Annotated in this window: 17 protein-coding genes and 2 pseudogenes; 6 read left to right on the top strand and 13 right to left on the bottom strand. The window is 40.0% G+C overall.

The features are described from left to right. Nucleotides 1-148 precede the first annotated feature (148 nt). The 6 genes and pseudogenes from AB8618_RS09245 to AB8618_RS09220 form a co-directional block, all read right to left on the bottom strand. On the bottom strand, nt 149-1,453 hold the full coding sequence (locus AB8618_RS09245) for a sensor histidine kinase (RefSeq protein WP_413402381.1): 1,305 nt from the start codon (nt 1,451-1,453) through the stop codon (nt 149-151). Then, a pseudogene (locus AB8618_RS09240) lies at nt 1,453-2,780 on the bottom strand (sigma-54-dependent transcriptional regulator). The gene AB8618_RS09245 and the pseudogene AB8618_RS09240 overlap by 1 nt, the downstream one beginning before the upstream one ends. Nucleotides 2,781-2,878: 98 nt before the next feature. Next, nucleotides 2,879-4,084: an ABC transporter permease gene (locus AB8618_RS09235; RefSeq protein WP_413402854.1), complete on the bottom strand. Its 1,206-nt coding sequence runs from the start codon at nt 4,082-4,084 to the stop codon at nt 2,879-2,881. Between the two features lie 14 nt (nt 4,085-4,098). Next, nucleotides 4,099-5,412 (bottom strand): ABC transporter permease, encoded by a 1,314-nt coding sequence (locus AB8618_RS09230; protein WP_413402376.1) that lies wholly within the window; start codon nt 5,410-5,412, stop codon nt 4,099-4,101. A 3-nt stretch (nt 5,413-5,415) separates the two neighbouring features. Then, nucleotides 5,416-6,126 carry an ABC transporter ATP-binding protein gene (locus AB8618_RS09225; protein WP_013465175.1) on the bottom strand — a complete coding sequence of 237 codons (711 nt, stop codon included), beginning with the start codon at nt 6,124-6,126 and terminating at the stop codon, nt 5,416-5,418. Between the two features lie 35 nt (nt 6,127-6,161). Continuing rightward, nucleotides 6,162-7,418 carry an efflux RND transporter periplasmic adaptor subunit gene (locus tag AB8618_RS09220; RefSeq protein ID WP_413402374.1) on the bottom strand — a complete coding sequence of 419 codons (1,257 nt, stop codon included), beginning with the start codon at nt 7,416-7,418 and terminating at the stop codon, nt 6,162-6,164. A 721-nt stretch (nt 7,419-8,139) separates the two neighbouring features. Between AB8618_RS09220 and gltB the strand changes: the two are divergent. Together gltB and AB8618_RS09210 are read left to right on the top strand one after the other, a co-directional pair. Next, nucleotides 8,140-12,598: pseudogene (gene gltB, locus AB8618_RS09215) on the top strand (glutamate synthase large subunit). Nucleotides 12,599-12,607: 9 nt separating this feature from the next. Continuing rightward, the gene (locus AB8618_RS09210; RefSeq protein ID WP_413402370.1) at nt 12,608-14,023 is read left to right on the top strand and encodes an FAD-dependent oxidoreductase; all 1,416 of its coding nucleotides are present in this window, start codon (nt 12,608-12,610) and stop codon (nt 14,021-14,023) included. Nucleotides 14,024-14,246: 223 nt separating this feature from the next. On the opposite strand, the gene AB8618_RS09205 is transcribed toward AB8618_RS09210, so the two are convergent. From AB8618_RS09205 to nadK, 4 genes are all read right to left on the bottom strand, one after another. Then, nucleotides 14,247-14,564, bottom strand: a complete 318-nt coding sequence (locus AB8618_RS09205; protein WP_409423334.1) for a hypothetical protein — start codon at nt 14,562-14,564, stop codon at nt 14,247-14,249. A gap of 47 nt (nt 14,565-14,611) precedes the next feature. Continuing rightward, entirely contained in the window at nt 14,612-16,285 is a 1,674-nt protein-coding gene (recN, locus tag AB8618_RS09200) for a DNA repair protein RecN (protein WP_413402368.1), read from the bottom strand. A 95-nt stretch (nt 16,286-16,380) separates the two neighbouring features. Continuing rightward, nucleotides 16,381-16,917 (bottom strand): hypothetical protein, encoded by a 537-nt coding sequence (locus tag AB8618_RS09195; RefSeq protein ID WP_409423332.1) that lies wholly within the window; start codon nt 16,915-16,917, stop codon nt 16,381-16,383. A 115-nt stretch (nt 16,918-17,032) separates the two neighbouring features. Continuing rightward, complete coding sequence (gene nadK / locus AB8618_RS09190; protein ID WP_008464501.1) at nt 17,033-17,917, bottom strand: NAD(+) kinase; 885 nt, start codon at nt 17,915-17,917, stop codon at nt 17,033-17,035. A gap of 167 nt (nt 17,918-18,084) precedes the next feature. Here nadK and AB8618_RS09185 point away from each other — a divergent pair, with 167 nt between their 5' ends. Both AB8618_RS09185 and grpE read left to right on the top strand, forming a co-directional pair. Further along, a complete protein-coding gene (locus AB8618_RS09185) occupies nt 18,085-19,050 on the top strand; it encodes an HrcA family transcriptional regulator (protein WP_413402363.1) in 966 nt (321 codons plus the stop codon). A gap of 58 nt (nt 19,051-19,108) precedes the next feature. Next, complete coding sequence (gene grpE / locus AB8618_RS09180) at nt 19,109-19,720, top strand: nucleotide exchange factor GrpE (protein WP_413402361.1); 612 nt, start codon at nt 19,109-19,111, stop codon at nt 19,718-19,720. 25 nt (nt 19,721-19,745) lie between these two features. Here grpE and AB8618_RS09175 read toward each other — a convergent pair whose 3' ends face one another. Continuing rightward, nucleotides 19,746-20,948: a Bcr/CflA family efflux MFS transporter gene (locus AB8618_RS09175; RefSeq protein WP_413402359.1), complete on the bottom strand. Its 1,203-nt coding sequence runs from the start codon at nt 20,946-20,948 to the stop codon at nt 19,746-19,748. A gap of 170 nt (nt 20,949-21,118) precedes the next feature. On the opposite strand from AB8618_RS09175, the gene AB8618_RS09170 reads away from it, so the two are divergent. Next, the gene (locus AB8618_RS09170) at nt 21,119-21,916 is read left to right on the top strand and encodes a M48 family metallopeptidase (RefSeq protein ID WP_413402357.1); all 798 of its coding nucleotides are present in this window, start codon (nt 21,119-21,121) and stop codon (nt 21,914-21,916) included. Between the two features lie 62 nt (nt 21,917-21,978). On the opposite strand, the gene AB8618_RS09165 is transcribed toward AB8618_RS09170, so the two are convergent. After that, nucleotides 21,979-22,767 carry a nucleoside-binding protein gene (locus AB8618_RS09165; protein WP_413402355.1) on the bottom strand — a complete coding sequence of 263 codons (789 nt, stop codon included), beginning with the start codon at nt 22,765-22,767 and terminating at the stop codon, nt 21,979-21,981. Between the two features lie 118 nt (nt 22,768-22,885). Beyond that, nucleotides 22,886-24,199 (bottom strand): Na+/H+ antiporter NhaC family protein, encoded by a 1,314-nt coding sequence (locus tag AB8618_RS09160; protein ID WP_010388632.1) that lies wholly within the window; start codon nt 24,197-24,199, stop codon nt 22,886-22,888. Between the two features lie 570 nt (nt 24,200-24,769). Between AB8618_RS09160 and dapB the strand changes: the two genes are divergently transcribed. After that, a complete protein-coding gene (gene dapB / locus AB8618_RS09155) occupies nt 24,770-25,567 on the top strand; it encodes a 4-hydroxy-tetrahydrodipicolinate reductase (RefSeq protein ID WP_413402353.1) in 798 nt (265 codons plus the stop codon). Nucleotides 25,568-25,872: the final 305 nt, after the last annotated feature.

Raw genomic sequence — 25,872 nt, 5'->3', positions numbered from 1 at the left:
TTATTTACTCTTGTTGCTTATACGCTAAAAGTAAGGAGTGAGAAGGCAGCTTTACTAGGCTTTTACTTAGCTTACAAGGCCACAAACTTCAGAGCGCGATTGAACCGCCCCTAAATTGAGCAAGTTTTCATTCTTAAATAAGCAGTTCTCAAGGTAAACTTACAAAAACACTGATCCCGCCGACGTCCCGATTATGCAGGCTAATTTGCCCGTGATGAGCTTCAACAATTTCTCGACACAGTGCCAACCCTAATCCACTTCCTGCCACCTTGGTAGAATAAAAAGGGATAAGCGCACTGGCCATAACCGTTTCACTCATACCTTTTCCTTGATCGCTCACATTAATATGAGTGCCGAGGCTATCTTGTGTTATTTTTAAACTAATATGCTCTGCTAGCGACTCTGATTCATGGGCGTTTTTCAACAGGTTGATGAGCAATTGTTCTATTTGGGTTTGATCGGCTCGTGTGGTGATGTCTTTTTTAAGGTCGCAATTAAATTGCCATTGGCTTTGTAATTGATCGAGTAATAAATGCCAATCAACCGTTGTTATTTTAGGTGGTGGTAGTTTAGCAAACTTACCATAGCCTTGAACGAACTCGTTTAAATGCTTTATTCGCTCTTTAATGGTTGTGAAAACGCGTTGTAAACGAGGTTCATCCACTTTCTGAGTTAACAGCTGTGCACTATGTAACATGGATGACATAGGACCGAGTGAGTTATTGAGTTCATGGCTAATGATCCGAATAACCTTTTTCCAAACTTCAACTTCTTGGCGGCTCAATTCGCGGGTCAATTGTTTAAATACAAACAACCTGTGGTGTTGGTTGTTAAGCAATAAGCGACCCATTGAAAGATGCCATGTTTGCGGTTCTTGTTCTGCTTTATCGAGAATAAATAAACCATCTACGCCTTTATTAACGGCATTAATTATTTGCTGTGGGGCTTTAGATAATAATGATGAGATTTTTTCGCCTTCAAGGGCTGTACTTGCATTAAAAAAATCTCTCGCACTGTGATTACTATAAACAATAAAATCATTATCATTCACCAATAATACAGCTTGAGGGGAATTTTGTAATACCTTATCAAGCATCAACTCTCGTTGGTAAACCCATTGTTTTTCTTGTCTTAATTGCTTTGCAGTTTGGTTATAAAGCTGGCACAAATGACCTAATTCATCATTATGGTTATAGGCTAGTAAAGTTGATAGTTCCCCATCCTTAAAATTTAATAAGCCAGTTTCTAATGAAGTAATACCTTGGACCAGTTTACTACTGAGTCGATGAGCCAATAAACTACTTAGAGCGGCTGTGAAAATGACACTCAGTGCTGTTTTTATACCGTCAACATCCAGCAGCCAACAACAGATAAAAACAGGGATAACAGAGGAAAATACACATACTAAAATCACTTTAGAAGTTAAAGAGAAGCGGTATCCTGATTTAACCATTAGTAGGCAATCTCAAACTTATCAAGACGACGGTAGAGTGCTTGTCTGCTAAGGCCAAACTCACGGGCTACTTTGGCAATCACCCCTTTATGTAAACGCATGGCATCTTCAATTTGTTGTTTGTTAGGCTCTTTTTTTGAGTCTGTGTTTGAGGCGTAATAGGAGTTAAACCAAAGTCATCAATGCTTATCTCACCGCTGGGTTTAAGCACACTGACACGTTTACATGCATTTTCAAGTTCACGAACATTACCGGGCCATGAATGGGCTAAAAGTAGTTTTTCGCATTGTAAATCCAGCTCACGCTCTACTAAAAAATGACGAATAAGGGGAAGTATGTCATCCGGTCGTTGGTTAAGACTTGGTAAGTTAAGTTCAATTACATTCAAGCGGTAATATAAGTCTTCTCTAAACAACCCTTTGCTGATTGCATCTGTTAGGTTTTCATTGGTCGCTGATATTACACGGACATTAACTTTTCGGGTTTGAGTTGAACCTAAGCGCTCGAATTCTCCCGTTTGTAAAATCCGTAGGAGCTTCATTTGCCCTGATAAAGGTAGATTACCTATTTCATCTAAAAATAATGTACCGCCATCAGCCGCTTCAAATCGACCAATCCTTTGTTTTGTGATCCCAGTAAAAGCGCCTGCTTCTGCACCAAATAATTCTGCTTCTATTAGTTGGTGGGGAAGAGCTCCTGCATTGACCGTAATAAACGCAGCATTTTGGCGAGGTGAGTTTGTTTGAATAATTTGCGCTATACGCTCTTTACCACTGCCATTTGGGCCTGTTATTAATACGGAGATATCAGATTTGGCGACTTGTAATGCCATTTTAACTAATTGTTCCATGGCCGTACTGCGATAAATTAAACCTACTAAATTAGCGTTTTCTATTGATGCATCACGCTCTTGCTGGTGACGCAACAAGGTTTGGTTTTGTGCTTTTGTCTTTCCTAGTTCAATTAGATTATTAACACAGGTAAGAAGCTTGGCATCATCCCATGGTTTTGGTAAATAATCAGCCGCACCGGCTTTGACAAGTTCAACGGCCGTTTCAAGCTCGGTCCATGCAGTGATGAGAATAATGGGCAGATGGGGATTTAGCTCTCTCAGTTGATAAAAGAGCAATTTTCCCTCTTCTCCCGAGGTTGTATCGTTACTAAAGTTCATATCTTGAAGCACAAGTGCAATACGCTGATATTGCACAATTTGAATTGCTTCAAATGGGCTATTAGCAGTAACCACTTTATAGTCGTGAATCTCTAGCAATAATGATAGTGCATCTAAAATTGCAGGATTATCATCAACGATAAGTATTTTTTCCATGTGTGTAATCGCTGTTTTTATTATGTACTATTTTTATTAAGTAATGAGTGAAAATGCTACACCGTATTTGGCCAGTGTAGCATAGGTTGGGAGCTTCTTTATATTGTTCTAGTGGCGATACTAGGCGAAATATTTGCTGCGCGTTTAGCTGGACCAAATACAGCCAAAATACTCATTGTAAACACCATGGCTGCGGTGGCAGCAATATAACTTGGTGGTAATACTGCTATTGAAAAGTGTTGCATTAATAATTGACCCAATAATAGTGCTGCAATAGCACCTAAAAATAAGCCGGCACTGCAAATCAGTGCATTTTCAACTAAAAAATAATTAACAATTGCAGATTTACGAGCGCCTAAAGCACGACGGGTTCCAATTTGCTTGGTACGTTTATTTATATTAAATAGCGTCAAACCAAAAATGCCCAGTGCGGTTACCAATACCAGTATGGTTATGAGCACAATTAACATACGCATCATCAATGTGTCTTCAGCCATGTATTGGGCTTTATCTTGGTCAAGGCCCCGAACTCGGATAATTACACGTTTGTTGTAATTTTCTAGCATCTCGTCTTCAATTCGTTTAGCAATATTTGCCCGCTCATTGGCTGCTGTGCGAACTAAAAAATTCCCCGAAATATTAGGATTTATATAAGGAATTAATGCGACATTATTTGGGCGGCTGTCTTTGAGCCATGGGCCTTTTGCATGCTTAATTACACCAATGACTTTCATTGGAATATCACCAAGAAATATTGTTTTTCCTAATCCATCTTCATCAGGAAATAGCTCATTTAATAATGCCTGTGTCACAATGGTAACATTGGCACGCTGATCATTATCGTTAGTGACAACAACTTCGTCTTCTCTAAAATTGCGTCCTGCAATAAGTTCAACCCCAAGTGTTTTAATTGCATGATCATCTGTAAAAAAGTAAGCAGTTCTTGCAGAAAGCCCAGGCTCAGGAGCTGAATTGATACTGAAGTCAGAAGAGCTACCACTTCCCGATAAGGGTATGTTGTTTATATAGGCGGCGTCTTTCACTGCGGGCAAAGCTCTTAACATTGCTTCATCAAGTTCAAATTGTTGGTGGCTTTTGACATCCTTACCAAAGTGCATGACATGAAAAGCAAGTATTTCATCTTCGGGGTATCCTGTATCCTGGTTAAGATACGTTATTCTATCTTGAATAATAAACGCTGCGTTACTGACAATAGCAGTAGTAATAGCTATTTGGATAAGTAGCAACAGCGCACCAACTTTAGATCGACACAGTGCATGGAAAATAGGTTTAATTTCTAACATCATAATGCTCGTCCTTATTGGCTTTTTAGGTAAATTGCAGGATTGGTTTTACATACCAGCCAAGCAGGGTAAAGCCCAGCTATTATGCAGGTGCTAATTGCAATGAGTGGGGCGCTCAATAACATGGTTAAATCCATGGTCGCTAAGCTCTCGTAGTAGCTATAGCTTTGGCGAACACCCAATAAGCCAAACTGGGCAAGGACAATACCAAGTAGCCCACCTAAAAGTCCTAGCATGGCGACTTCGATAATATGTTGCATAAAAATCTGTCGCTTACTGGCTCCAAGTGCACGGCGTACACCGACTTCTGGGGCTCGACGTAAAAATTTTGCAAGTAATAAACCGAGGATATTCGCCAAACATACAGCCAAAAACATAAAACTAAGTGCGACTAAAATTTTGTTATCTTCACTGACCACGTTGTTATAGGCCATCCACTTGTTAACATCTCGAATACTGTAAGCTAACTCTTTGCGATTAAAACGACCAAACTTTTGTTGCTCTTGCATGTAGGCTAATAAATAATTTTCATAATCATTTTTTTGTTGTTCGTTAGTTAATTCAACCCAGAATTGAATCCACACCATTTCTGACTGTAACTTGGCACTAAAGCTTCTAACATCCTCATGTTTCCAACCATTGGTATTCCCCCAATTACCAAGCTGTTTTGCTTCAAGAAGACTAAATGGCATAAAAAGTTGTTCAGGGTCATTAAATGAACCATTATTTAAATCGTAGTATTTGATGGTTAATGGCCAGTTTCTAGTAACCCCAACCACTTCATAACTCGCATCATCAAGATAAATAATTTTACCCACTGAATTTTCGCCAGCAAAAAGCTTATTATTTAACTCTTCACTGATCACAACAACGGGGGCCGCGTTTTCTTCTTGCTGCAGAGACCATTTTTCACCATAGAGAAACTCAAGATCAAACATATTAAAAAATTCTGGGGTTGTTAGTCTCGCACTTTGGCTAAATGGTTTTACTGTGTCAGAGTCTATGTAAACAGAGAATCCACTGCGCACCATTTTTAAATGCTGGCCACCTATCTCTGATTTATATAGGTTTGCAGCATCTTGATAAGTTAGTTGTAGTGGGAGGTTATCAGACGTCCACCAAGTGTGGCCATCATCCATTACTTGCAACTGCACAGCATAGAGCTGGCTACTTTTATGCGCAATGGGATCCGCCGACATCATGTGATAAACGCTTAAACTCGTCATAGTAATGCCAATACCTATGGCAATCGCCAGTACCATTAAAAAGCTCACTAAAGGCGTGCGCTTGAAGCTGCGCCAACTTAAATCGAGGTAATGTAGTAGCATGGCTTAGGCTCCAGCAACATTTTTAAGGTTTTGTGCACCTTGGTATAGGGTGAAATCGGCAAGTTGACCGTCGACAACTTGAATGTTTCGAGGGGCACGCCGAGCAAGTTCTGCATCATGGGTGACCATGACAATGGTTGCGCCATCGCGATTGATTTGTTCAAGCAGCTCCATTACTTGACGAGCCATAAGGCTGTCGAGATTACCGGTTGGTTCATCGGCAAGTAAAAATCGTGGCTCGCCAGCAAGCGCGCGTGCTATTGCCACTCGTTGCTGCTGTCCGCCAGAGAGTTGCTGTGGCAAATGTTTTGCCCGAGAGGCAAGGCCAACTTGTTCTAAGCATTTTTCAATGCGACGTTTACGCTCTGCGGCTTTAATACCTCTATAACGTAGCGGTACTTCAATATTTTCATATAAGTTTAAGTCAGGTATTAAATTGAACCCTTGGAAGATAAAGCCTATTTTTTGATTTCGACAATCTGCGCGCTGGTTATCGTTTAACTTACCGACATCAATTCCATCAAGTAAATATTCACCTGCAGAGAAGGGCTCTAACATTCCAGCTATATTTAAAAAGGTCGTTTTTCCTGATCCGCTAGGGCCTGTAACAGCAATAAATTCGCCTTCATCAACGTGTAGATTAAAGTCACGTAATGCATGGGTTTGAACCATTTCTGTTTGATATACTTTACTTATATTATTCATCTTTAACATGCTTTTTCCTTTTATTGTTTGGTTCTACGCGATTGTTAGCGAAGTAATAATGTGTGTGTGTGTTTGAAACTGTTATAGCTTGAGATAATCAATTCATCGCCAGCTTGAACCCCTGAAATTAACTCAACCGCATTAATGCTGGTTGCACCAATTGAAATATCAATGAGCTGAGCTGTATCACCGGATATTTTATAAACCTGTGTACCGCCTTGTTGTAAAAATGCCCCACGCTTAACTTGTAAAACATCGTCACGATTTTCTAATAAAATACGTGCTGTTAATCGTTGGTTTTGTCTGATACCCGTCATGTCTTTGTTAAAACGTACCCGCGTTGTGACTTCTCTATTATTGACTTCTGGTGATATGGCAGAAAGGGTACCCATTACTTTGCTAGCGCCCATTGTTATCTCTACGTCCATACCTAAACCAAGCTCATTTGCATAACTTTCAGGAACTTGTAGTTCTGCTTCAAAATTGCTCAAATCAACTAAAGTCATTAGTGGTTGGCTTTGTGTTACCGCTTCTCTTTGTTGAACTAGCAGGTTACCTACAATCCCTGGCACAGTGGCTTTAATTGTTAAATTATTCACTTTACGAAGTAGATCATCGACAATCAGTTGTTGACGAGTGACATCTCGTTTAGCTGCCTGTAGCTCAAAGGCAAGTGTATCTTTGGACAATTCAACTTCTTGCTCTGCATGTTTATAAGAAAGTTTTGCGCGGGCAAGCTCATCAATGGCTTTTTCATGGTCAATTTGACTGATCACATTTTTTTGCATTGACAAGGTCGCTCTGCGATTCTCTCTATCGGCAGCGTTTAATTCTACTTGTGCTAAATCAAGTGCTTTATTTAGGCTTAATGATTGGCGGCGTGCTTCAAGATGTTTACGTTGTAGCTCGCCTTCAAGACGAGCTAAAACAGACTGTTGCTGCTTTAATTCGTTTGTGAGCTCGGGGCTCTCAACCATGGCTATTACATCATGCAGTTTCACTGTGTCACCAGCATTTACCTTTAATGAAACAAACCCTCGTTCAGGGCTGTAAACTTTTGGTGCTCTGGCGGCGACAATTTTACCGCTGGCTGCAACATCGCGTATTAGTGATTGGCGTACCACTGTAGCTATTTGTAGGCTTACTCTATCAACCGAGATAGTACCGTCTTGATCAGCATTTAATAGTGCATATACACATAGAGCAACTAGGCCCACAATAAATATAAACAGCCTGATGTATTTTTTAAAATTTATAGGTCGTGAGATTTGCGTGTCTTGCCCGCTAGTGTCTTTAATCATTATATGTTCTCTTAGTGTTTTTCAAACACAGTAATCATTAGCGAGGCAATAAACAGAATAATTGGTGAAATTAAAAATAAGCCAATAGTAAACATTCGAATGCCCTCAAAATTTATATAGTTATCCTGTATTCGAATAGCGTGCCAATTCTTATCTTATTGAATTTAATTGTTTTTTATTTTTAAACTTTCTTTTTATATGTCCGCGGACATAAAAAGTGTCCGCTGCGGGCACTTTTTTGATTTGTCTATCGGATGAGGTTACCTCAACGTAAAGCAAAGCAAGTTGTTAATTAATGCATAACATGAGGGGAGCGTTTATATCTATTGAATAAACTATGCGCTAATAGAAGCCGCTGTAATTAAATGTCGTGTTTAGATGTATTACGAATAAAGCAAAAATGATGGAATGACGTGTGGTGAATAGTTATTCATTTTGGTGGCACTTTACGTTTACGTAAACTGCCTGTTGTGATGAGGTTTTATTTACAAGTTTTTAAAAATAACACCGGTGTCAATCTATTTTTCGATCCGAAATTCGTGAAAATGTTAATATTTGGCACTGTTTTATAATTTTTTATTAAATTGAAATATATTCAATATAATGAATATGTATTCATAAAAATATTGACTCAAGGGTGGAATAACGCTAATTTTGGTCGTCTGTTAGCAAATCGTCGAGCCGTTCATCCACGTTAACAGCGCAGCAAGGGGAGGGGTCCATGTTATATGACTCAAAACTAGAAAAAGATAATTGTGGCTTTGGCTTAATAGCCCAAGTTAATAACCAAGCGAGTCACCGACTCATTCGCACGGCTATCACCGGTTTAGATCGCATGCAGCATCGCGGTGGTATTTCTGCTGATGGTAAAACAGGTGATGGCTGTGGCTTATTATTACAAAAACCAGACAGCTTCTTTCGTGCTATTGCTGCTGAGAATAATTGGCATTTAGGTAAAAATTACGCCGTTGGGATGATTTTCCTCAATGCTGATCCGGTATTAGCACAAGCAGCCAAAGATGTTTTAAGCGAAGAACTAGAAAAAGAAACGCTAAATATTTTGGGCTGGCGTGTAGTTCCAACCGATCCATCAATGTTAGGACCTATTGCTCTAAAACAATTGCCAGGTTTTGAACAAATTTTTATTAGTGCGCCAGAAGGTTGGCGTTCTAAAGATTTAGAACGCCGCTTGTATGTTGCACGTCGTCGTGCAGAAAAGCGTCTAATGGACGATGAATCATTTTATATTGCGAGCTTATCTGGGCTAGTCACAATATATAAAGGCTTAATGATGCCTGCTGACTTGCCTAATTTTTATCTTGATCTTGCGGATATTCGCATGACCAGTGCTATTTGTGTTTTTCATCAACGCTTCTCTACAAACACACAGCCTCGCTGGCCTTTAGCACAACCATTTCGCTATTTAGCGCACAATGGTGAAATTAATACTATTGAAGGTAACCGCCAATGGGCACGTGCCCGTTCTTATAAATTTGCTTCACCACTTATTCCTGATTTACAAAGCGCAGCGCCGTTTGTTAATGAAACAGGGTCTGACTCATCTAGTCTCGATAATATGCTGGAGCTATTTTTAGCTGGTGGTATGGATTTATTCCGTGCGATGCGCATGCTAGTGCCGCCAGCATGGCAAAAAAATCGAGCTATGGATGACGACTTACGTGCGTTTTATGATTTTAATTCAATGCATATGGAACCGTGGGACGGCCCTGCAGGCATTGTTATGTCTGATGGGCGTTTTGCAGCCTGTAACCTAGACCGTAATGGTTTGCGTCCAGCGCGTTATATTATTACTCAAGATGGTTTTATTACTTTAGCTTCGGAAGTGGGAATATGGGATTACACCGCTGATGAGGTGGTCGAAAAAGGACGCGTTGGCCCAGGTGAACTACTTGTTATTGATACAAAGCTTGGGAAAATTTGGCACTCAGATGAAATTGACCAAGATTTAAAATCGCGTCATCCCTATAAATCGTGGTTAGAAGAAAACGTTAAGCGCTTAACGCCTTTTGAAGCACTGACTGAGCAAGATGCAGGTAATCGCTCATTCGATGATGCAACTCTAGCCAAATATCAAAAGATGTTTGGCTATACCAATGAAGAGCTAGATAGCGTTATTCGTGTAATGGGTGAAAATGGCCAGGAAGCAACCGGTTCAATGGGTGACGATACGCCGTTTGCCGTTCTAAGCGAAGGGCATCGTTCACTCTATGATTATTTCCGCCAGAAGTTTGCCCAAGTGACTAATCCGCCAATCGATCCGTTACGTGAAAACCATGTAATGTCGTTGGCAACGTGTATTGGCAGTGAACAAAACGTATTTAATGAAACTACAGGGCATGCTAAACGCCTGCAATTTGATACCCCTATTTTAATGTATGCTGACATGCAGCAACTACTCAATGCCGATGAAGCACACTACAGTTACTGTAAGATTGACATTACTTACACCATAGAAGAAGGACTTGAAAACGCCGTTAAGCGTGTTTGTGATGAAGCGCAAGAAAAAGCAGCATCAGGCTGCATTATGCTCGTATTAACGGATCGTAACTTTGATGACAATCAATTACCTATTCCTGCTGCTATGGCGGTGGGTGCGGTACAAAAGCGTTTAGTTGATAATAACTTACGCTGTGAGTCTAACATCATTATTGAGACCGGCAGTGTTCGTGACGCGCATCAATTTGCGGTATTGTTAGGTTTTGGTGCTACTGCAATTTACCCGTATTTAGCGTACGAGTCACTGGTGGCTATGAGCGATAGCAAGGTAATTAATAAGTCATACTGCGAAGTGACACTGGCTTATCGTCAAGCAATTAATAAAGGCTTGTACAAAATCATGTCGAAAATGGGTATTAGCACCGTGGCTTCATATCGTTGTTCGATGTTGTTTGAAGCGGTTGGTCTATCTGACGCGATTGTTGAGATGTGTTTTAAGGGCGTTGCAAGTCGCATAAAAGGGGCGTGTTTTAGCGACTTTGATGATGATCAGCAAAGCTTGCATAAACTGGCGCTTAGTAAACGTAAATTATTAAGCCATGGCGGTTTATTCAAATACGTTCACGGCGGCGAGTATCATGCTTACAACCCTGATGTGATTCAAACGTTACAAAAAGCAGTACGAAGCGGCCAGTACAGTGATTACAGTGAGTACGCAAAGCTAGTTAATCATCGCCCAGTCGCGACGTTGCGTGATATGTTGGCCTTAAAACTTCCAGAAAAGGGCATTAGCATTGATGACGTAGAGCCTGCCACTGAGCTTTATAAACGTTTTGATTCTGCAGCGATGAGTATTGGTGCATTATCACCAGAGGCGCATGAAGCACTCGCAATTGCCATGAATCGTTTAGGTGGCTGCTCAAATTCTGGTGAGGGTGGCGAAGATAAACTACGTTACGGTACAGAAAAAAATTCACGGATTAAACAAGTGGCCTCCGGTCGATTTGGTGTAACGCCTCATTATTTACGCAGTGCGGATGTCATCCAAATAAAAGTGGCTCAAGGCGCTAAGCCGGGTGAAGGCGGGCAGTTACCAGGTGAAAAAGTAACGCCCTATATTGCAAAGCTTCGTTACTCGGTACCGGGTGTGACACTAATTTCACCGCCACCGCATCATGATATTTACTCTATTGAAGATTTAGCCCAGCTTATTTTTGATTTAAAGCAAGTAAACCCGAATGCACTGATTTCAGTAAAACTGGTATCTGAACCGGGCGTTGGCACAATTGCAACCGGTGTTGCAAAAGCGTATGCCGATTTAATTACTATTTCAGGCTACGATGGTGGCACAGGTGCAAGTCCCTTAACCTCGGTTAAATATGCTGGCAGCCCATGGGAGCTTGGCCTTGCAGAGACGCAACAAGCACTTGTCGAAAATGGCCTTCGTCATCGTATTCGTCTGCAAACAGATGGGGGGTTGAAAACCGGGCTTGATATCATCAAAGCAGCTATTTTAGGCGCTGAAAGTTTTGGTTTTGGTACCGGACCTATGGTGGCGTTAGGCTGTAAATACTTACGAATTTGTCACTTAAATAACTGTGCTACCGGTGTAGCAACTCAAGACGATACATTGCGTCAAAAGCACTATCATGGCTTACCAGAAATGGCGATGAACTACTTTAAGTTTATAGCTCAAGAAGCGCGTGAAATTATGGCAAGTTTAGGTGTTGCAAACCTAACCGATTTGATTGGTCGCTTAGATTTACTCGAAGCCATTGAAGGTAAAACAGCCAAGCAGCAAAAAATAGATTTATCAGCGGTTATCGCTCAGCCAAATAATCCAACGGGTGAAACCTTGTTTTGCAGTGCACCAAATAGCTCGCACTATTTAGGTGAGTTAAATGAGAGCTTACTCGGCAAGGCACAAGAGGCAATTGATAATTCAAGCGGCATTTCATTAGTCAGTCGTATTTGTAATACCGATGAGATCGGTAGGAGCTATGCTTTCTGGTTATATTGCTGATAAGCACGGCAATCAAGGTATGGCAGCAGATCCCGTGGTGATTGAACTTCATGGTACAGCGGGTCAGTCATTCGGTGTATGGAACGCTGGCGGCCTTGAAATGACTTTAGTTGGTGATGCCAACGATTACGTTGGTAAAGGTATGGCGGGCGGTAAGCTAGTTATTCGCCCACCACTGGGTTCGTCATTTGAAAGTCACAAAGCAACAATCGTAGGTAATACCTGTTTATATGGTGCCACTGGCGGTAAATTGTTTGCAGCAGGGTGTGCAGGTGAGCGTTTTGCTGTACGTAACTCGGGTGTGCAAGCCGTTGTTGAAGGCGTTGGTGATAATGGTTGTGAATATATGACAGGTGGCGTGGTATGTGTACTTGGTAATGTAGGAGTTAACTTTGGTGCAGGTATGACCGGTGGTTTCGCTTACATTTTAGATGAACGAGGTGATTTTGAGAAACGCATTAACCCAGAGTTGGTTGAAGTGGTTACTTTAGATGATTTGAGTTCACATCAAGAACATTTACGCGGCTTAATTGCTGATCATTTAGAACTAACGGGCTCATGCAGAGCAGAAACTATTTTAGCTAATTTTGAACTTTATTTACCGATGTTCAAATTAGTAAAACCTAAATCAAGTGACGTAAAAAGTTTACTCGGGCACCGTGCTCGCAGTAGCGCCGAACTACGTGTTCAAGCGCAATAAGGGGGCAGTATGAGCGAAAATGTATATCAATTTATAGACGTGCAGCGTGTAGACCCACGCAAAAAACCAATCTCGTCACGTAAAAAATCGTTCGTAGAAATTTATGAGCCCTTTTCAGAAAATCAGGTTAATTCACAGGCAGATCGTTGTCTTGATTGCGGTAACCCTTATTGTGAGTGGAAATGTCCAGTACATAACTACATTCCACAATGGTTAAAACTGATCCGTACAGGGCGCATTTTAGAGGCTGCTGAGCTATCACACCGTACTAACAGTTTACCTGAGGTGTGTGGAAGAGTATGCCCGCAAGATCGCTTATGTGAAGGCTCATGTACATTAGATGAAGAGTTTGGTGCGGTAACAATCGGTAATATTGAAAAGTACATCACCGATACCGCGTTCAAAATGGGCTGGAAGCCAGACATGTCCTATGTGACATGGACTGATAAAAAAGTGGCGATTATCGGCGCAGGACCCGCAGGGTTAGGCTGTGCTGATATTTTAGTACGCAACGGCGTTAAGCCAGTGGTCTTTGACCGTCACCCAGAAATTGGTGGACTGTTAACCTTTGGTATTCCTTCTTTTAAATTAGAAAAAGAAGTCATGCAAAAACGTCGCGAAATATTTACTGAAATGGGTGTTGAATTTAAGCTTAATGTCGAAGTGGGTAAAGACATTAGCATGGATGAAATACTTAATGAATATGACGCTGTATTTTTGGGAGTGGGGACTTATCAGAGTATGCGTGCGGGGCTTGAAAACGAAGATGCTCCGGGTGTGCATGATGCACTGCCATTCTTAATTGGTAACACCAACCGCGTAATGGGCTACGATGAGTCTAAGCAAGCGTGTATTGATATGGCAAATGAAAAAGTCGTTGTGCTAGGTGGTGGTGATACTGCAATGGATTGCGTGCGAACATCCATTCGTCATAATGCATTAAAGGTGACCTGTGCGTACCGTCGTGATGAAGAAAACATGCCTGGCTCAAAACGTGAAGTAAAAAATGCCAAAGAAGAGGGCGTGATTTTTACTTATAACGTTCAGCCAAAAGGGATTGTCCTTAATGACAAAGGCGCAGTCGCTGGCGTTAAAATGGTAAAAACTCAGCTTGGTGAGGCAGATGAAAACGGCCGTCGTCGTGCTGAAGAAGTCCCCGGATCAGAGCATATAATTGAAGCCACACAAGTGATTATGGCATTTGGCTTTAAGCCTCATAAAATGGACTGGTTAGAAAAATACGACGTAGAAATTAACAACTGGGGCGGCATCAATGCACCTGAGCAAGGTGAATTTACCCATCAAACTACCAACCCTAAAATATTTGCTGGAGGCGATATTGTTCGTGGTTCAGATTTGGTGGTTACCGCTATATTTGAGGGACGTAATGCTGCAGAAGGCATTATGGATTATTTAAAAGTGTAAGAGATTCTTTTGTTAGAATGGAGTCAAAAGCAAACCTTCGGGTTTGCTTTTTTATTCCCTCAGTTTTACAAACAAGGGTAAGTATTTATGGTTTACATAGTCGGTGTTTAAGGTATATAAAAAAGGATCGCAGGTTTTGACCTAGCTATTAACAATTATGAGATTTTACATATAAAAATGCCCGCTATACATAGATTGCGGGCATTTTTAAACGTGCTGTTATTTAATCCATCGAGAAGTGATCAAGGCTCGGTTTCACTCTGGCTTGTCGACGTTTCACACTTTTATAACAAATAAAATTACAAACAAGTTGTAAGGCAATCACTAACCAGCTCAATGTTATTAACCCATTTATTGAGGTACTTCTAAAAACTAACATAACAGCAATAACAATATGTACAATCAATGCCATATTTAAAAAACGATATAAGCCTTGTTTAAATTGTGTATGTTTAAACTTGCTAAACATGGCTAAAAGTACACTAACTGTAAGTAGTAGCCAGTTAATTGCTAAGCCAAAATAAATGACCGTTGTTTGCATCAAGGTATCCTCACCGTATCAAGGTAACGCACTATAAATGTATAATTTTATCCGTGCGCTTTTATAAGCTCTTTCGCATTTGCTTTAGCTGTTTTGCTAATGTTATCACCACCCAGCAAACGCGCAATTTCATTAACCCTGCCATCTTTATTCAATGCCAGCATATGCGTAAATGTTTCACCATTAGCGATTTCTTTGGCAACAAAAAATTGCTGATGAGCACTACTAGCCACTTGCGGTAAATGAGTTACACAAATTACTTGTGTCGATTTACCTAATTGGCGCAGTAGTTTACCAACGGCAGCGGCTGTTGGGCCAGAAATACCGACATCCACTTCATCAAATATAAGCGTAGGAGTCGTGACTTTTTGGGCAATAATAACCTGAATAGCTAAACTAATGCGTGATAGCTCACCACCAGAGGCTACTTTTGCTAAAGGTTGCAATGGTTGCCCTGGGTTTGTTGATACTAAAAACGATACATTATCAAAACCTAAGCTGTTTGGAGAGCGATCGGTATGTGCTGTAAGGGCTATTTCAAAAACGCCATTTTCCATAGATAAATTAGCCATGCTTTCGCTGATCAAGCCATTAAGTGTATTAGCGTATTGATGACGGCTGGCACTTAATTCCTCACTAGCCGTTTGATAATCTTCAAGAGCTGCTGCAATTTCACCTTCAAGCTGTTCGAGGCGTGAACTATTACTGCTTATAGAGTCTAGTTCTTGTGTTACATTTTGATGAAACTCAACGAGCTCTTGTGGCTTTATATGGTGTTTTCTTGCTAAATCCATAGCGCCACTAAGTCTGTTTTCTACTTCCGTTAAGCGAGTAGGATCTAAGTCAGCTTGTTCAGTATAATTGCGTATTTCTCTGCTTGCTTCTTCAACTTGAACCGCCGCTTCTGTCAGTAATGCTGCTACATTGGCCAGGGTTTCATCATAATGTGCAAGTTCATTAAATTGTTGCGCGCTGTGTTGTAAAAGAGAGCACGCATTTTGCTCATCACTTTCGTATAAGTGTTGTAGCTCGCGCTGACAAGATTGCAAAATAGTTTGACTATTACTGAGCTTATAATGCTCTGCTTCTATTTGTTCAAATTCACCTGTTTGCAAGGCAAATTCATCAAGTTCAGCTACTTGGTATTCTAATAACTGTTTCTGCGCAGCTTGTTGTTGCTGTTGATGTTCTAATTGTTTAAATTCTTTTTGTAAGTCAGCATAACGTTTATAGCGTTCGCTGACAGCATTAACTAAATTTTGGTGTCCGGCGTAGGCATCAAGTAGCTGTAATTGGTGCTCTGCTTTTAATAGATGCTGATGTGCATGTTGACCGTGTATAGAAATTAAATATTGGCCTAATTCTTTTAGCTGTGCAGCGGTTACTGGGCTACCATTAATATAGCTTTTGCTGCGGCCATTTTTACAAACAACTCGACGAAGTAGACATTCGTTATCGTCATTATTAAGCAAATTCTCTTCTAAAAAGGCATGAGCGTATGGCAGATTGGTTAAATCAAATTGCGCACTTACCTCGGCTTTATCAGTGCCTGGGCGCACAGCAGATGCTTCTGCTCTTTCTCCAAGGCACAGTGATAACGCATCAATAGCGATTGATTTACCCGCACCCGTTTCACCGGTAATAGCTGTCATGCCCGAATGCCATTCAGTGCTTAAATTACTTACAATTGCAAAATTTTTAATTTCTAAACCAATTAACATACTGTTCATCCATCCAGTCAATTAACTGTTAATTTATACAGTGTTTTGGTTTATTGCAAATTAAATTTCTATATTTTAAGCAAGGCTGGGGTCAATTAGTGTTTTTTTTCTTCATCAATAGGGAGGGTTTCATCGTTAAGATCAATATTATCAACTGGTTGTATATTGTCTTCAGTTTTCAACTTTAAAATTAACGTAGGAAGGACTTCTTGGTAGAAATTTTTATTGTATAAAATACCTTGAGCTGGCAACTCTGCTATAAAATATTGAGTGCTGTCGGCAAATGCTTGGCTATTGTTACTTTTATAGGTCTTTATAAGTTCTTCATTAAGTATATTAATAAGTTGGTCACATAACGATTCCAACTTAACTAAATTTTCATCGGTGTGAGGCTGTACCACAAAAAAGTTACTAACAACGGCTTGAATTCGAGGAAGGTGCTTAGCACTGATTACTTTTGCATCAAGTAGCTCGTTTAGTTTTATTTTTAAACGTGATTGAGTACTTGCTACGCGCTCGTTAAACAGCTTTTTCTTTGCTTCAATGGTTTTTTTTCGATTACTCTCAATTAGCATGTAACTGCCAAGTAGGGTAATTAATAATAATAAAGCAAGAAATACTACATAATTCATTACTACTTTTTCCTGATAATATTTAAAATTTCTAGTCCATTATTTTGCGCTAAAGTTGCATGTTTGGCAATAAAATTAGGGGCTAATGATTTTTTCAGATTAAAATTCGTTCAAACTAGTATAGACGACTACCCCAATTAAGCTTTTTACGTAGCACATTATAATAAGAGTAATTTTTGGGGTGAATTAAGCGTAACTTTTTATCTGCTTTGCGTATAACGACTTCATCACCAGGTAATACAGCGAGTACAACATGACTGTCACAGCTTACCTGTAAACTATCCGTATTCTCTAAACTAAGCTTTAAACGCACTTCATTATCAGCATCAACCACTAAAGGGCGGCTTGATAAAGTATGTGGAAACATCGGAACCAGTGACATTGCATTGAGCTCCGGTGTTAAAATAGGCCCACCGCCCGATAAAGAATAGGCCGTTGACCCTGTTGGTGTTGATACAATTAATCCATCGGAGCGTTGTGAAAATACAAAATCATCGTTAATAAAGGCTTCAAACTCAATCATGTGTGCTACTTTATCAGCATGGAGCACTGCTTCGTTTACGGCAGAATTAGCGCTTTTAAGTTCGTTATGTCGATACACTTCAACTTCTAATAGAAAACGTTTTTCTTCAATGTAATCGCCGCTGAGTACCTGCTCTAAACTGCCCTCAAACCCTTCCGGATTTAAATCGGTTAAAAAGCCTAAATTACCTCTATTTACACCAATTACGGCTATATCAAAGCGGGCGAGAACCCGTGCAGCACCAAGCATGTTGCCATCGCCCCCGACCACAATCGCTAAGTCGGCACGCTCGCCTAAATCAACGAGCTTTACGAGTTTGTCGCTCGGTACATCACTAAGTTGACTCCCTGTACGTTTTTCAACAATCACCTCAAAGCCTAAAGCTAATAAAAACGTATGTAATCGTTGTAAAGTAGCGGCTGCATTAGGGTGATTTGGCTTACCAATCAAGCCGATAGTATTAAAGGGAGAGTCCATAATAAATACACTGAAAGTTCTAATATTTGTAGAGTAACCTAAAACAGAAGTGTTTGAAAACATGGATTTTAGTAATACCCAGCGGATTTAATTAATTCACTGTAAAATTTAGATTTATTGTATTTTTTATACTTGAAATAATAATGCTTAGCCCCGATATAATAACTATGCATAAAGATGTAGATAACATGAAACTAAACCCACGAGATCAGCAAATATTTGCCGCTGTTATGAGTATGTACTGTAATGGCGATGGCTTACCTGTGCCGTCAACAAAAATTGCAAAGCAAAAAGGTATGGCGGTTTGCTCTGCTACTGTTCGTAACGCGATGGCGCGCCTTGAAAAAATAGGCTTGTTGTATTCACCACATACATCGGCTGGCCGAGTGCCAACCAATGATGGGTTTGACTATTGGTTTGATGAGTTTTTTACGCTCAATGATATTGCTAATTATTGGCAACCTGAGCAGGGACAATTGGTTGAGCTAGCGCATGGCTTGAGTCAACGTTACCAAGTGTGTTGTTGTGTGGGGCTACCGCAGGTTAGAACACAGCAGGTATTTAGGGTAGAAGTGCTCGACTTTGATGCAAACAACTGGCTTATTTTACTCTTAGATAGAGCAGGGCAGAGCCACAATATTTGTATTAATAAGCCCCATGATCCAAGCGATAGTCAACGTTATGAATTTGCGACTTGGCTCAACACGGTTTTTAGTCAACAATCTTTAATCGAAGGCCTTTATCGGATGCAGGCAATGGCCAATACGGCACCACGTAATTGTCATGATTCTTTAACTCAATGGACGCGTGAACTGAGCCAAAAATTAGGCTCAGATAACAGCATTGTTGTTGGGGAAAATTACCTTTATAAGAAAATAGACTGTGAGCAAAGTCTCAATATTGGTGTGTCATTCTTAAATTTTGTTGAAGATAAACTCGTTTTCAAAAATGGGGTCTCCATTCTTAGTGCCGAAAACTTACCTTTTAGCTCCTGTGATGATCTTATAGTGATCAGTGTGCCGTATTTTCAAAATCAAGAATATCAAAGTCGTTTTTGTGTTATTTGTCCAAAATCAGCGCAATTAGAGAAAATAATCCAAGAATTTAAATTATTAGAGCCATTGAGCTCTTGAATCTTTTTATTCAATCCCCATAATTACCGCAGTTGTAAAGAATTGGAGCGTATATTTTATGTCTGAGCAGACACAAAACCCAGAGCAAGAAGTAGAACTGAACGAAGAAGTGACGCAAATGGAAGCCGATGTTGAGGCGGCAGTTGAAGCAGCTGAGCAACATGCCGAGCAAGAGCAAAGCCCTGAGGCAGAAATTGCTATGTTATATGCCGAGCTTGAAACTGCAAAGCAAACTATTGCAAATCAAAAAGATAGCGTAGTTCGCGCTGCTGCAGATGTGGACAATATGCGTCGTCGCGCTGCACAAGATGTAGAAAAAGCACACAAATTTGCACTAGAAAAGTTTGCTAATGAATTACTCCCTGTTATAGATAACTTAGAACGTGCTATTGAGTTTTCTGATAAAGAAAATGAAACGCTTAAGCCTTTACTTGAAGGCATTGATATGACAGTGAAAAGCTTTAACGACGCGGTAGCTAAATTTGGTGTTGAAATTGTAAACCCTCAAGGTGAGCAGTTTAACCCAGAGTTTCATCAAGCAATGTCAATCCAACCAAGCAACGATGTAACTCCTAATACTGTTCTTGCGGTAATGCAAAAAGGCTATACGTTAAACGGTCGTTTATTACGCCCTGCAATGGTAATGGTATCTAAAGCCGCTGACGCTTAACTAAGACTATGATTTAAAAAATGCCTCAATATGAGGCATTTTTTTTGTCTTTAAAATAATGTAGTAACTGCACCAGTATTGTAAGTACCACCGCGCTAAACATTAAACTTGAAAATGGAATCGCACTTTTTGCGTGTATTACCGCTAATATTGGGCCTACTAATGCGCCACTACCAAAACGTAACGTGCCGATAACCGCCGTTGCAGTTCCTGTATTTTGCTCAAACTTCATCAAAATTAATGAATCTGCGTTACTCGCTATTATGCCTAAGCTCATCATCAACGGAGCAATAGCCGCAACAATAAAGTAAAGCGATGAATGTAATACACTAAAGCTGAGTAATGCTGTGCCAGAGATAAAGCCACATATTAAGCCGTAATAAAGCATTTTTCGTGAGCCAATACGTGGTACTACGCGAGTGTTTAAAAAGTTACCAAACATCAGCGCCATTACATTAAAAGCGAATAGCAGACCAAACAATTGCTCTGATACTTTAAATAAGTCGAGGTAAATATAAGGAACCGAGGTTAAAAAGCAAAAAAAGCCAAACGACACAAACATCGAGCTTAAAATATCAGCGCGAGCATGCGGGTTGCTCAATACAACTTTGTAACTTGAAAAGAAAAGCGATAACCCTTTACGATCATTTTTAAATATCGGAATATCAATTAAATAACGTTGCACAAAAAGTAAAATTACAAAGCTATAAGCCGCTAAAACAATAAAAATAGTCGACCACAGTGAAAAGCCTAAAATAATTGAGCCGATAGAGGGGGCAAGCAAAGGCGCTATCATCATAATCATAGACACATACGACATACCCTTAGCGGTATTTTTTTGATATATGTGCCTAATAATCCCCGGAACCACAACTGTGGCAGCTGCTCCAGTAAATGCCTGTACCGCTCTTAACACCCAAAAAGTATGCACTTCAGTGGTAAATGCTAATGCGAGTGAACTTAAGCCGAATAAACTGAGTCCTATTCGTGCAAGTTTACGCCTGCCAATTTGATCGGCTATGGGGCCAAAAAATAACATTCCCAATGCATAACCTGCTAAATAGATACTCAACGATATTTGAACATTTGGCATACTAGTATTGAGATCGTTAGCAATTACCAGCATAGCCGGTAAGTACATATCGATGGCTAAAGGCGTGATTGCCACAATACTGGCTAATAAAGGCAATAAAATACGGGTATTAAAAGAAGAAGCCGAAGCGCTCATTTAAAAACTCAAAACAACGAATATAGGTTGGGCAGTATAGCAGGGCAATGGCGTTGGATAAACTTAGTTTGCCTGCTAACTTAATTGTTTAATCGCAAAAAGCAAAGATTTTAAACTAACACCGCGTTTGCTATTCTATACTTAATAAAACAATGATCTAGGGTAACATAATGAAGAAATTGGTTTTGGCAGTACTTGCCAGTGCTGTATTAGTAGGTTGTAAAACATCACCAACTGGACGCACACAGATTGCGCTTTATTCAGATCAACAAATGAGTCAAATGGGCACTGCCAGTTTTGCCCAAATGAAAAAAAATCAGCCGGTAAATAAAGACCCAAAAGTAAACAGTTACGTCAATTGTATTGCTGACAAAGTAGTAGCCGTGCTTCCTACAGATTATGCATCTCAAAACTGGGAAGTGGTAGTATTTGAAGATGAATCAGCCAATGCATTTGCACTGCCCGGCGGTTATATTGGCGTGCACACTGGGCTATTAAAAATTGCTACAAACCAAGATCAGCTTGCAACTGTTTTAGGTCATGAAGTTGGTCATGTGATTGCAGAGCACTCAAATGAACGTGTTTCACAAAGCTCTATTTTACAAACCGGAATGAAAGTGGGCAGTGCGGCGCTTGAAATGGGCAACGTGCAATACCGCAATGAAATTATGCAAGGGCTTGGTCTTGGCGCTCAATATGGTGTGGTTTTACCGTTTAGTCGTTCACATGAGACAGAAGCTGACGTTATTGGTTTAGATTTAATGGCGCAAGCAGGTTTCAACCCTAAAGAGTCTGTTACGCTTTGGCAAAATATGAGTCAAGCGGGCAGTGGGGCAACGCCAGAGTTTTTATCAACTCACCCAGCACCAACAAGCCGTATTGCAAATTTACAATCGCAAATGAGTAAAGCGCTTAGTGAGCAAAAAATAGCTAAAGCACAAGGTAAAAATCCGCAGTGTAAGTTGTAATCAACCATAAAAAAACCTGTCTAATGACAGGTTTTATTTTTTAATAGTTAAGTATTTAATTATTAAAAAGTCCACTCTATGTGTACTTGTGGAACTGACTCTGTAACATCTGTACCAAGTTTGTTATGCCAGTACTGCCACTCCATACCTAACAGTAAGGTGTTTTCTTTCATTTCTAGCGCATGGCCCATATCCCAAACAATAATAGGTTGAGCTAAAAACCAAGCGCGTACGTCATTACCAAACTCATCTTCACGCTCAGCAATATATTCCGCATGGCCTTTTACACTAAATTTTTGTGAGCCAATCATAAATGGATATTCAAAAGCAACGTCAAACATCCAGCTGTTAGTTTCAATAGGTGCACCGCCTTTTGCAACACCTTCACTATCATCTATGTAGGCAGTCACAAGGGTTGAGAAGAAATTAAAACCAGGCACATCCCAATTTAATTTTACACCCGGCAAATATTTAACAACTTTAGCATCGCCTGCAGCATTTATACCCATGGTTAAGCCAACATCTAAAAGTGCCCCTGAAGCCACTTTTTCGTCCATAACGGCAGATAAGCTTAAGTTTGAATAACCTTCAAAGTAAAAGTCTTGATCTTGATAGTTATCGTCATTGCTATCAGTACTATAATCAATAAAGAAAAAGTTATCGCCATAGTCATGGCCTGAAGCATGTTGCAATGAATAAACCGTTGTGCTTGATTTTTGTTCAGTGAACGGGTTTTTATGATTACCGTTGTTAATATGAAGCGCAGTGCTGCTCCAATTAGCTGCGGTAGCTGTTGAACTTAAGGCACACGCACTTAGTGCAACGAGAGGAAGTAAGTTTTTAATTTTCATAACCATATTTTATGTGACACGCTGAATGTTACAGTATAGCAAACACGGTTAATTTGTTAATTATTTATTGTCATAAACAGTGTACTAGCATGTGGCTAATACACTGTTTAAAGAAAATTTAAGCTTTATTACGACGTAAACAAATAACCGCAATAGCAGTAAAGGCTAAAATAAAGCAGTAGTAAGATGATGTTGATACTTCCCATGGACTTATTTTAAATGTAGCACCAAGCAATAGTGCTTGTGCGCCATAGGGTAATGAACCTTGGGTTACACAGGCAAAAATATCTAATAAACTGGCAGAACGTTTACCACTAATTTCGCCATCGTCAGCCAGCTTCTTAGCAATCGGACCTGTTACAATAATAGATACTGTGTTGTTAGCAATGCACATGTTGCTGGTTAGCACTAATGCAGCTATACCTAACTGATCCGCTACCTTGCGATGCCATTTTGCAATGACCTTAGTAATAGCTTGAATTTTTTGCGCGATGTAGTCGAGGCCGCCGTTAATACGAATAAACTCAGAGAGCCCACCAATAAACATAGACAGTAAAAATATTTCCTGCATATCGCTAAAACCTTGGTAAATATCTTTTACAAAACTGGCGCCTTCATAGCTGCCGGTAAAGCCCATCAATGCGGCAAACACAATACCGCTTAATAGTACTACAAACACATTAAAGCCCATTACTGCCAGTACTAAAATAAAGGCGTAAGGAAGCACTAATAAAATATCATAGTCTTTTGTTTCAACAACTTGCGCAGCTGGCGTTAAAAATAACAACAGTGCAATAGTAAGGATAGCGGCTGGAATCGCAATTTTAAGATTTTCTTTAAACTTATCTTTCATTTCACAACCTTGCGTTCGGGTAGCAGCAATCGTAGTGTCAGAAATTATTGATAGGTTATCACCAAACATGGCGCCAGATACAATGGTACCTGCCATTAATGCGGGATCAATCCCTGTTTTCATTGATACTGCATAAGCAATTGGGCCAATAGCTCCTATAGTTCCCATTGACGTGCCCATTGCAGTAGAGATAACCGCTGCAATTAAAAATAAGCCGGGCAGTAATAATGAAGGGGGAATAAGAGAGAGACCAGCATTAACAACCGCGTCAACACCACCAGTCGCTCCTGCAACCGCAGAAAAAGCACCTGCTAATAAATAGATAAGACACATAGTAATAATGTTGTTATTACCCACACCTTTAATAAAGGTTTCTACACTTTGATTAATACTGGCTTTATTTAAAATAAAGGCTAAAACAATCGCAGGTAAAATAGCGACCGGTGCTGGGAGTTGATAAAATGCATAATCAACCCCTTGAGATTGCAAATATAAGCCAGAGCCTAAAAAAATAGCAACAAAGGTGAGTAGGGGTAGCAAAGAAAATCTTGCTTTATTTTTATCAAATGATGGCTGCATCATAATCCTCATTAATTATTCATAGCAATCGAAACCGATTGATATACTTAACAGCCAAAGCATCCCTCTTTTAGCTGAATTTAGTTGTTTGTTTTACTATCTAACCAGATAAGTAACTCAACAGCGCCCGCAAGCCAAAGACCAAATCGGCGCAAAAAAGAAGTTTAAATGTATAGATGGCTAAATGCAAAGACTATCTGTTATTATTATGAGGGTCTGTTGATCTTTCAAGGTTAAATTTGCAGCAGTCTGTTTGGTATTTAGGCAAGGCAGAGCCTATGTGGTGTGGTTGTTCCCCATAAATAGGCGATAACGCAGCATCAATGCCAAACAGGCGCTGCCCGAAGGGTTCTGCCTAGGGGCGATTTACTCTTTGTTGCTCGGTTTTTACTTAGCCCACTAGGTTACAAACCTCGCGCCACGATTAAACCGCTCCTAGTTTGAACAAATTTTAATCCGCAAAGGTCAACAGACCCTAAAATAATCGAAGCTTTTTTATAAGCTTTCCTGACTATTACATGAGTTTTAGATAAAATCTAGCTAACTAAAAAATACATAGGTTGTAAAAAGATGAATCGAGTAGGTGTGTTTGGTGCGAATGGCCGTATGGGGCTGGCACTTATAGAAGCAGCAACAATCAATAAAAATTCACAATTAGCGGCGGCCTATGTACGCAGTCAGTCTGAGTTAGTAGGTCTATCGGTTAATCAACTTAATAGTCTAGCTGCAAAAGACATTCACTTTAGCAGTGAGCAACAGGTTGAAAATGTCGATGTGTTAATAGACTTTACTCTTCCACAAGGCATGAAAAATCACTTAAAAACAGCCGTTGCGCAAAAAACACCTATGGTAATTGGCACCACTGGCTTAACTAACGATGATATGGCTCTATTAACCGATGCCGCTAAACATATCCCGATCGTATTTGCGCGTAACTATAGCGTGGGTGTAAATTTGCTGCTTAACTTAGTACAAACAGCAGCGACAAAATTAGGCGATGATTTAGATATTGAAATTTTTGAAGCGCATCATCGCCATAAAATCGATGCGCCATCGGGTACAGCATTAGCTATTGGCGAGTCGATTGCACAGGCAAAAGGGTGGGATCATGATGAGGTTGCTGTTTATGATCGTAACAACATAGAGCAGGCCAAATCACAAAATGAAATTGGCTATTCGGTGCTAAGAGGCGGCGATATAGTAGGTGAACATACGGCCTACTTCGCTACAATGGGTGAAAGACTTGAATTAACCCATAAAGCCAGTTCGCGAATGACCTTCGCACTAGGTGCTATAAGAGCTGCGCAGTGGTTGAAAAATAAACCAGCAGGACTTTATGATATGCAAGATGTGCTAGATTTAAAGTAGTTAAGTTCCTTTTTTAACGCTTTGAGATGTTTTTTTGGTATAACCACTTATTTATTGCAATTTACTAATTAGCGTTAGACCTAAAAGCCAACTTCATGTAAAATACAGCCAATTTGCCAAAAATTACTAAATGCGTGTTTCCAATTATACTCATATGGTTAGCAAAACCGGGGTTTGTGTGGGAATGAAAAGAGTTTTAGGCAAGAAAAATGAATGAAGGTTTAGTGGTTTACATCGGCATCATTTAAGACTGCGTAAAACAATTTAAGCTCACAGAAATCAGGTTTTGACCAATTATTTGGGTA

This window comes from Pseudoalteromonas sp. RW-H-Ap-1, assembly GCF_048318575.1.
GTDB lineage: Bacteria > Pseudomonadota > Gammaproteobacteria > Enterobacterales > Alteromonadaceae > Pseudoalteromonas.
The sequence above is the reverse complement of the archived record's forward strand: the minus strand, read 5'-3'. Positions and strand labels throughout refer to the sequence as shown.